This window comes from Hymenobacter agri (assembly GCF_054778495.1).
Map to the genome: position 1 here is coordinate 1 of NZ_BAAGZM010000254.1, position 5,792 is coordinate 5,792.

A 5,792-nucleotide genomic window follows, 5' to 3' on the forward strand; every position below is an offset into this window, starting at 1 on the left:
CGCCCGCGCCGCCGCGGCCGTCGGCAATGCGGTAGGTGCCGGCCGAGTGCCAAGCCATGCGAATCATCTGCGGGCCGTAGTTGCCGTAGTCGGAGGGCCACCACTCTACCGAGGTGGTCAGGAAACCTTTAATTTCCTGCTTCAACGCCTCCAAATCAATTTTGCTGAAGGCGGCGGCATAGTCGAAATCCTCGCCCAGCGGGTTGGCCTGCGGGCTGTTCTGGTGCAGCCGCTCCACCGGCAGGCGATTGGGGTACCAGTCGGAGAGGGCCGGCGGGGTGCCCTCGGCGCCGCCGATGCGGTCGCCACCGAAGGGGCATTTGCCTTGCATATTGAAGGACGTGGTATCGGTTTTGTCGTGCTGAATGTTGAGCATAAGGCGTTTGACAGGTATCGATTGCGAACTGGCGAGCAGTAACGTTAAGCAACGTACCGCCTTGATGATGAAGGAAAAATTAACCGTGAGAAAACGCCTGCGGCGCACCGTCGCGCTTTACGTGGATTTGGCCACTGCGGTGCTTAAATGCCCGAATTATGTAGGTGGCGCCGCCCGCAGCCGCCAAGCTGGCTTCGGAAGAAACCCACCGTTGCGCGCCACCTAGCGGGGCAGAGCGAATGAGTTGTAAGGTTCAGCAGCGCGCGTCGTCAGCCGATTCGGAGCGTACTTGCTGGCCGTACCTTGCAGGCGTTTTCAATTATTTCACCGAGGTTTATGAAGCAGCTTGTCGAGAAGCACCCGCTGGCCATTCGCTGGTTTCACTGGGTCAATTTTCCAGTCCTTAGCCTCATGATTTGGAGCGGGCTCTGGATTTACTGGGCCAACGACGTGTACCGCCTCGGCTGGGGCAACACCACGCTGCTCAAGTTCTTCCCGCAGTCGTTCTACGAGGCGTTCAACATCCCCTTTCAGCTCGCCAAGGGCATGAGCTGGCACTTCGTACTGATGTGGGTGTTCTTTCTGAACGGCCTGCTCTACGTGCTATACACCATCTTCTCGGGCGAATGGCGCTATCTGCTGCCTACCCGGCACTCCTTCAAAGAAGCCATCCAAGTGGTGTTGCACGATTTGGGTTTGTCGAAAAAGCCGCTGCCGGTGCGCAAGTTCAACGGTGCCCAGCAGATTGCCTACACCAGCGTGATTCTGATGGGCGTGGGCTCGGTGCTGTCTGGGTTGGCGATTTACAAGCCGGTGCAGTTTGCCTGGCTGACGCAGCTGCTGGGCGGCTACGAGTTTGCCCGCATCATTCACTTTGCGCTCACCATCGGCTACGTGCTGTTTTTCGTGGTGCACATTGCGCAGGTGGTGCGCGCCGGCTGGAATAACTTCCGGGCTATGGTGGCGGGCTTTGAAATCGTGGAAGTTGACCCCGCCACGCACAAAATCGAGGCCGGCCCCACTTCGCTGCCCGCCGCTGATGCTTCCCTGTCTTCTACCAAATAGCTGCTCCTGACATGACCAACGAAACGCCCCCCGCAAACCCTCAGCCCCTGCGCCCCGAAGCCGAAGTGCTGGCCGAAGCCCGCCGCCGTTCGCGCCGCTCGTTCATCGGTCTGGGGCTGGCCGGGCTGGCGGGCCTGGGCACTTGGAAATGGCTGATTTCGCAGCCCGAAGACGATGGTATCCCGCACCCGCTCCGCCAGGTGCTCGATGCTAACGGCCGCCTTAGTCACGCCTACTACAAGCAAACGCGCCTGGCGCCGGAGTTTGCCCGCAGCCGCGCCCGCACCCCGCGCAAAAACGGCACCTACGGCCTCAAAACCGCGTTGGACCCCGCCACCTGGCGGATGCGCGTGCAGAGCTACGGCACCGATAAGGTGCAGGAATTCAGCCTGGCCGACGTGCAGGCCCTGCCCAAAATTGAAATGGTGACCGAGCTGAAATGCATCGAGGGCTGGAGCGTGGTGGTGCACTGGGCCGGCGCCCGGCTGTCCGATTTCCTGGCCAAGTACCCGCTGGCCACCCGCAGCGGCCAGGCTTTCGACCCACGCAACCCGCCCCCCGACCTGGCACCCTACGCTGGCCTTGCCACACCCGATGGCGAGTATTACGTGGGCCTCGACCAAGACACCGTGCTGCACCCGCAAACGCTGCTCTGCTACGAGATGAACGGCAAGCCCCTCACGCCCGAACACGGTGCCCCGTTGCGCTTGGTTACTCCGCTCAAGTACGGCATCAAGCACCTTAAGCGCATTGGCACCCTACGTTTCGCCGACACTCGGCCCAAAGACCTGTGGGCCGAAATGGGCTACGACTGGGACTCGGGGCATTAGATGCTTCGCTTAGTGAAGGATGAGGAGTGAAGAATGAAGAATTATACGAGCGACAATTCTTCATTCTTCACTCCTCATCCTTCATTGAGCCTTAAGCGTTAATGAATCACCCGAAGCTCGTGCCGCTCGGGGGCGCCGTTGAGGGCGGGCACGTGCCAAGCGCCCACGCGACTGGGGCCGTAGCCGAGGTTTACTTTCAGCCACTCGTCGCGGGTGGGCAGCATGCCGATAATTTCCTGCTCCAGGCGGGCGAGTCCGGCTTGCAGGCTGGCCAGGTCCGGGGTGTAGTCGCCGTTTTGGTGGGCTACTTTCGCGCGGTTTAGCGCCTTTTCCGCTTCTAGGTAGGCATCTAGTTTTTCTTCGAGGGGTTTGAGGGCGGGGTCCAGGTAATCGAGGTTAGAGGCCATGAGCGGGGTATGCTAAGCGGATGAGTTTTTCAGCAAAACGGGCCGCCTGTGCAAAAAGATGCAGCCCGGCCGCGCGCCACTCAGGCTGCTGCCGCTTCAGGGCGGCCGCTTGGGCGGTTGCGCTGGCACTTCTCGCCGCAGTACTTCACTTCGTCCCAGTTGGCGCGCCACTTTTTGCGGTACTCGAAGGGCCGGCCGCAGGTGACGCAGATTTTGGTGGGTAGCTGGCCTTTGCGCAGTTTAGCGGGAAGCATAAGTAGACGGTGAAAAGTCGGATACATACCAAACGCCGGCACCCGCCGCGAAGTTTTGGGTAATTTTGCCCCGTCGCCGGGACTGCCGGCTTGGGCTGACTCTTCGGCAAAGGGGCAACCAATGCGCCGGCTGGTGGGTATGCCCGTTTTTACTCCGTTTTATGACCACAACTTCCGCGCCCGACATTTTGGGCCAGGCCTTGCTGGATTACCACCACGGCCAGCACAAGGCTACCGTTACGGTGCACTGCTCGGCCGCCGACGATGAGCCGCTACCCGCGTCCTACTTCTTCCGCACAATTATGCAGATGCCCGAGCTGGAGCGCCTGGCCCTCGACGAAAGCCGGGGCCGCGTGCTCGACCTCGGGGCCGGCGCCGGCTGCCACTCGCTGGAGCTGCAAAGCCGCGGCTTCGATTTCGTGAAGGCCGTCGACGTATCGGCCGGGGCCGTGCAGGTGATGACCGAGCGCGGCGTGCACAACGTGGCCCGTCACGACCTGTTTGCCCCCAAGCCCGCCACCGAGCTGCCCTACGATACCATTCTGCTGCTCATGAACGGCCTGGGCCTCACCGGCACGCTCGAAGGCCTCGATAAATTTCTGGCCCACGCCCGCACGCTGCTGGCCCCCGGCGGCCAGATTCTGGCCACGTCGTCGGACGTGCGCTACCTCTACGAAGACGAGGATGGCGCGCTGGTTATCAACCTCAACGGCCCTTACTATGGCGAGGTGGAGTACACGCTCAGCTACCAGGGCAAGTCGGGCGAGCCGTTCCCCTGGCTGTTCGTGGATGCCGCCCTGCTGAACGACGCGGCCGAAACGGCCGGCTACACCGCCGAGTTTCTCAGCGAAGACGACAACGACCAATACCTCGTGCGCCTGATGCCCATGGGGTAAAAGGTTTCTGGTTGCTCGTTTCTGGTTTCCGGTTGGAACCACGGGCAACCAGAAATCAAAAACAACCAACCAGAAACTAACAACTGTGACCAACGCCACCACTTACCGCACCCGCTGGGCCGATATGGACCCCAACGGCCATATGCGCCACTCCGCCTACGCCGACTACGCCGCCGACCAGCGCCTCGTGTTGCTGGCCGAATGGGGCTACGACATCAAGGAATTTGCCAAGCTGCGCCTCGGCCCCATCCTGTTCCGCGAAGAAACCGTGTTTCTGAAAGAGGTGCATATCGGCGAGGAAATCCGCGTCGATAGCCGCCTGCGCAGCGTGAACGACGACGGCACCCGCTGGAGCATCATGCACACCATCTACAAAGCCGATGGCCGGGTGGCCGCCAACGTCGCCGTCGACGGTGCTTGGCTCGACCTCGACAAGCGCAAGCTCACCACCCCGCCCGCCGAGCTGGCCGACAGCTTTCGCGCCCTGCCGCCCTACGAGGCCCCAGTGAAGTAGTCCGGCCCAGCCCTAAAAGCAAACGCCCCGAAATGCTGTTTCGGGGCGTTTGCTTTTAGGGCTGGGCGTCGGCCCTGCGGGCGGCCGGGCCGGGGCGAAGGGTTTTAGTGATGCGCCCCAACTGTTGCTGGTGGTGCAGCAGATGGTCGACCAAGTGCTCCATGACCTGGAAGATGGTGATGCGGCCCGAGCGGGGATGCGGAAAAATGGCCCGGTTCTGCTGCCGGCTCGGAAACTCGTTGAGCAGGCGCTCGAGCTGCCGGCGCAGGGCCTCCCAGCTTTTACGCATCTCGGGCAGGGTGGGCAGGTCGCCGGCGTCGGTGAGGGTAGCCACGCCGCGCGGCGCTTTGAATTTGAGGCCAGGCAGGCGCAGCATCAGGCGCACAAACTGCACCCGCAGCCGGGTAAAAAAGCTGACTTTCGGCAGCAGCTCTTCCGACTGCATTTTTTTCTGGATGTACTGCACAATGTTGCTTTCCACGAACAGCAGGTGATGCACCACCTGAGCCGCCGACCATTTGCCCGGCGCCGGGGCCTTGGTTTTATCTTCCCCCAGCGCTTCGGCCGAGGCTAATAACTGTTCGGTGGCCCGTTCGAGCTGTTCGAATTTGAGGTGCAGGCGGTGGTTCATGCGGAGGAAAAGCAGATAATCGGCGAATAGCCGGGTGGGGTGCAAAAGGTACGGCAACAATTCGGGAGCCGGCCGGCCGGGGTTGGCGGGCCCGCAGCCGAGACCGTGCCAACCCGGCCGGGTGCCTAGTTTTACGCCGTATATGCCCCAATCTTATTCCTTGCTCCGTGAGCCGTGGTCGTGGCGCTGGCGCGTGCTGGTTACGCTGGCCCTCTACGCCGTCTACCTGCCCCAGAGTGGCTACGGCCCCGGCCAGTTCCGCTTCGACGCCGCCGAATACTGGGAGCTCTCGCTGAAATTCACGCCGGCCGGGGGTTTCTCGCTGCTGGCGTTCGATGAGCCGCTACGCGGTTACCTGGGGCCGCTGCTGGTGCTGCCGGCCCTGTACGCAGGGCTGATGGGATGGCTGCGCGGTGGGATTGATGCTTCGCTTAATGAAGAATTAGGAATGAAGAATGAAGAATTGGAGTCGTCTGCAAAGTCCTCATTCTTCATTCCTAATTCTTCATTAAGCGAAGCGTTGACCTTTTCCATCCTCATTGCCGCCCGCAACGAGGCCGAAAACCTGCCCCAACTCCTGCGCGACCTTGCCGCCCAAACCCTGCCCGCCGCGCAGTTCGAAGTACTCATCGCCGACGACCACTCCACCGATGGTACAGCGGCCATCGTCGCAGCCGCTGCTGAAGAAGTCGGGTTTGCACTGCGCCTTATAGCATTGCCCGCTGATGCTACGGGTAAAAAAGCTGCCCTGCTCGCCGCCCAGCAGGCCGCCCGGGCGCCCTGGCTGGTGTGCACCGATGCCGACTGCCGCCTCGGCCC

The 5,792-nt window shown here is 61.8% G+C and carries 8 protein-coding genes and 1 pseudogene; 5 read left to right on the top strand and 4 right to left on the bottom strand.

Annotated elements, in window-relative coordinates; translation table 11 throughout:
• A pseudogene (locus ACYVDE_RS13005) lies at window positions 1-376 on the bottom strand (catalase/peroxidase HPI); the annotation flags it as partial.
• Window positions 377-712: 336 nt separating this feature from the next.
• Here ACYVDE_RS13005 and ACYVDE_RS13010 point away from each other — a divergent pair.
• Both ACYVDE_RS13010 and ACYVDE_RS13015 read left to right on the top strand, forming a co-directional pair.
• On the top strand, window positions 713-1,441 hold the full coding sequence (locus ACYVDE_RS13010) for a cytochrome b/b6 domain-containing protein (RefSeq protein ID WP_460501973.1): 729 nt from the start codon (window positions 713-715) through the stop codon (window positions 1,439-1,441).
• A gap of 11 nt (window positions 1,442-1,452) precedes the next feature.
• The gene (locus ACYVDE_RS13015; RefSeq protein ID WP_460501974.1) at window positions 1,453-2,271 is read left to right on the top strand and encodes a molybdopterin-dependent oxidoreductase; all 819 of its coding nucleotides are present in this window, start codon (window positions 1,453-1,455) and stop codon (window positions 2,269-2,271) included.
• Between the two features lie 98 nt (window positions 2,272-2,369).
• On the opposite strand, the gene ACYVDE_RS13020 is transcribed toward ACYVDE_RS13015, so the two are convergent.
• Together ACYVDE_RS13020 and ACYVDE_RS13025 are read right to left on the bottom strand one after the other, a co-directional pair.
• On the bottom strand, window positions 2,370-2,678 hold the full coding sequence (locus ACYVDE_RS13020) for a hypothetical protein (protein WP_460501975.1): 309 nt from the start codon (window positions 2,676-2,678) through the stop codon (window positions 2,370-2,372).
• Between the two features lie 80 nt (window positions 2,679-2,758).
• The gene (locus ACYVDE_RS13025) at window positions 2,759-2,932 is read right to left on the bottom strand and encodes a DUF2256 domain-containing protein (RefSeq protein ID WP_460501976.1); all 174 of its coding nucleotides are present in this window, start codon (window positions 2,930-2,932) and stop codon (window positions 2,759-2,761) included.
• Window positions 2,933-3,093: 161 nt separating this feature from the next.
• On the opposite strand from ACYVDE_RS13025, the gene ACYVDE_RS13030 reads away from it, so the two are divergent.
• Together ACYVDE_RS13030 and ACYVDE_RS13035 are read left to right on the top strand one after the other, a co-directional pair.
• Window positions 3,094-3,828, top strand: coding sequence for a class I SAM-dependent methyltransferase (locus ACYVDE_RS13030; protein ID WP_460501977.1), 735 nt, complete (start codon window positions 3,094-3,096; stop codon window positions 3,826-3,828).
• Window positions 3,829-3,913: 85 nt separating this feature from the next.
• Window positions 3,914-4,342, top strand: a complete 429-nt coding sequence (locus ACYVDE_RS13035) for an acyl-CoA thioesterase (RefSeq protein WP_460501978.1) — start codon at window positions 3,914-3,916, stop codon at window positions 4,340-4,342.
• A gap of 55 nt (window positions 4,343-4,397) precedes the next feature.
• Here the strand turns inward: ACYVDE_RS13035 and ACYVDE_RS13040 are convergent, their stop codons facing one another.
• Window positions 4,398-4,973: a DinB family protein gene (locus tag ACYVDE_RS13040; RefSeq protein WP_460501979.1), complete on the bottom strand. Its 576-nt coding sequence runs from the start codon at window positions 4,971-4,973 to the stop codon at window positions 4,398-4,400.
• 142 nt (window positions 4,974-5,115) lie between these two features.
• Between ACYVDE_RS13040 and ACYVDE_RS13045 the strand changes: the two genes are divergently transcribed.
• Window positions 5,116-5,792, top strand: a 677-nt coding sequence (locus tag ACYVDE_RS13045; RefSeq protein WP_460501980.1) for a glycosyltransferase, incomplete at its 3' end; no start/stop codon positions are given.

Bases quoted from the DNA above. Each gene is read 5' to 3' on its own strand.
- ACYVDE_RS13010 (WP_460501973.1), top strand. From the start codon at position 713: ATGAAGCAGCTTGTCGAGAAGCACCCGCTGGCCATTCGCTGGTTTCAC.
- ACYVDE_RS13015 (WP_460501974.1), top strand. From the start codon at position 1,453: ATGACCAACGAAACGCCCCCCGCAAACCCTCAGCCCCTGCGCCCCGAA.
- ACYVDE_RS13020 (WP_460501975.1), bottom strand. From the start codon at position 2,678: ATGGCCTCTAACCTCGATTACCTGGACCCCGCCCTCAAACCCCTCGAA.
- ACYVDE_RS13025 (WP_460501976.1), bottom strand. From the start codon at position 2,932: ATGCTTCCCGCTAAACTGCGCAAAGGCCAGCTACCCACCAAAATCTGC.
- ACYVDE_RS13030 (WP_460501977.1), top strand. From the start codon at position 3,094: ATGACCACAACTTCCGCGCCCGACATTTTGGGCCAGGCCTTGCTGGAT.
- ACYVDE_RS13040 (WP_460501979.1), bottom strand. From the start codon at position 4,973: ATGAACCACCGCCTGCACCTCAAATTCGAACAGCTCGAACGGGCCACC.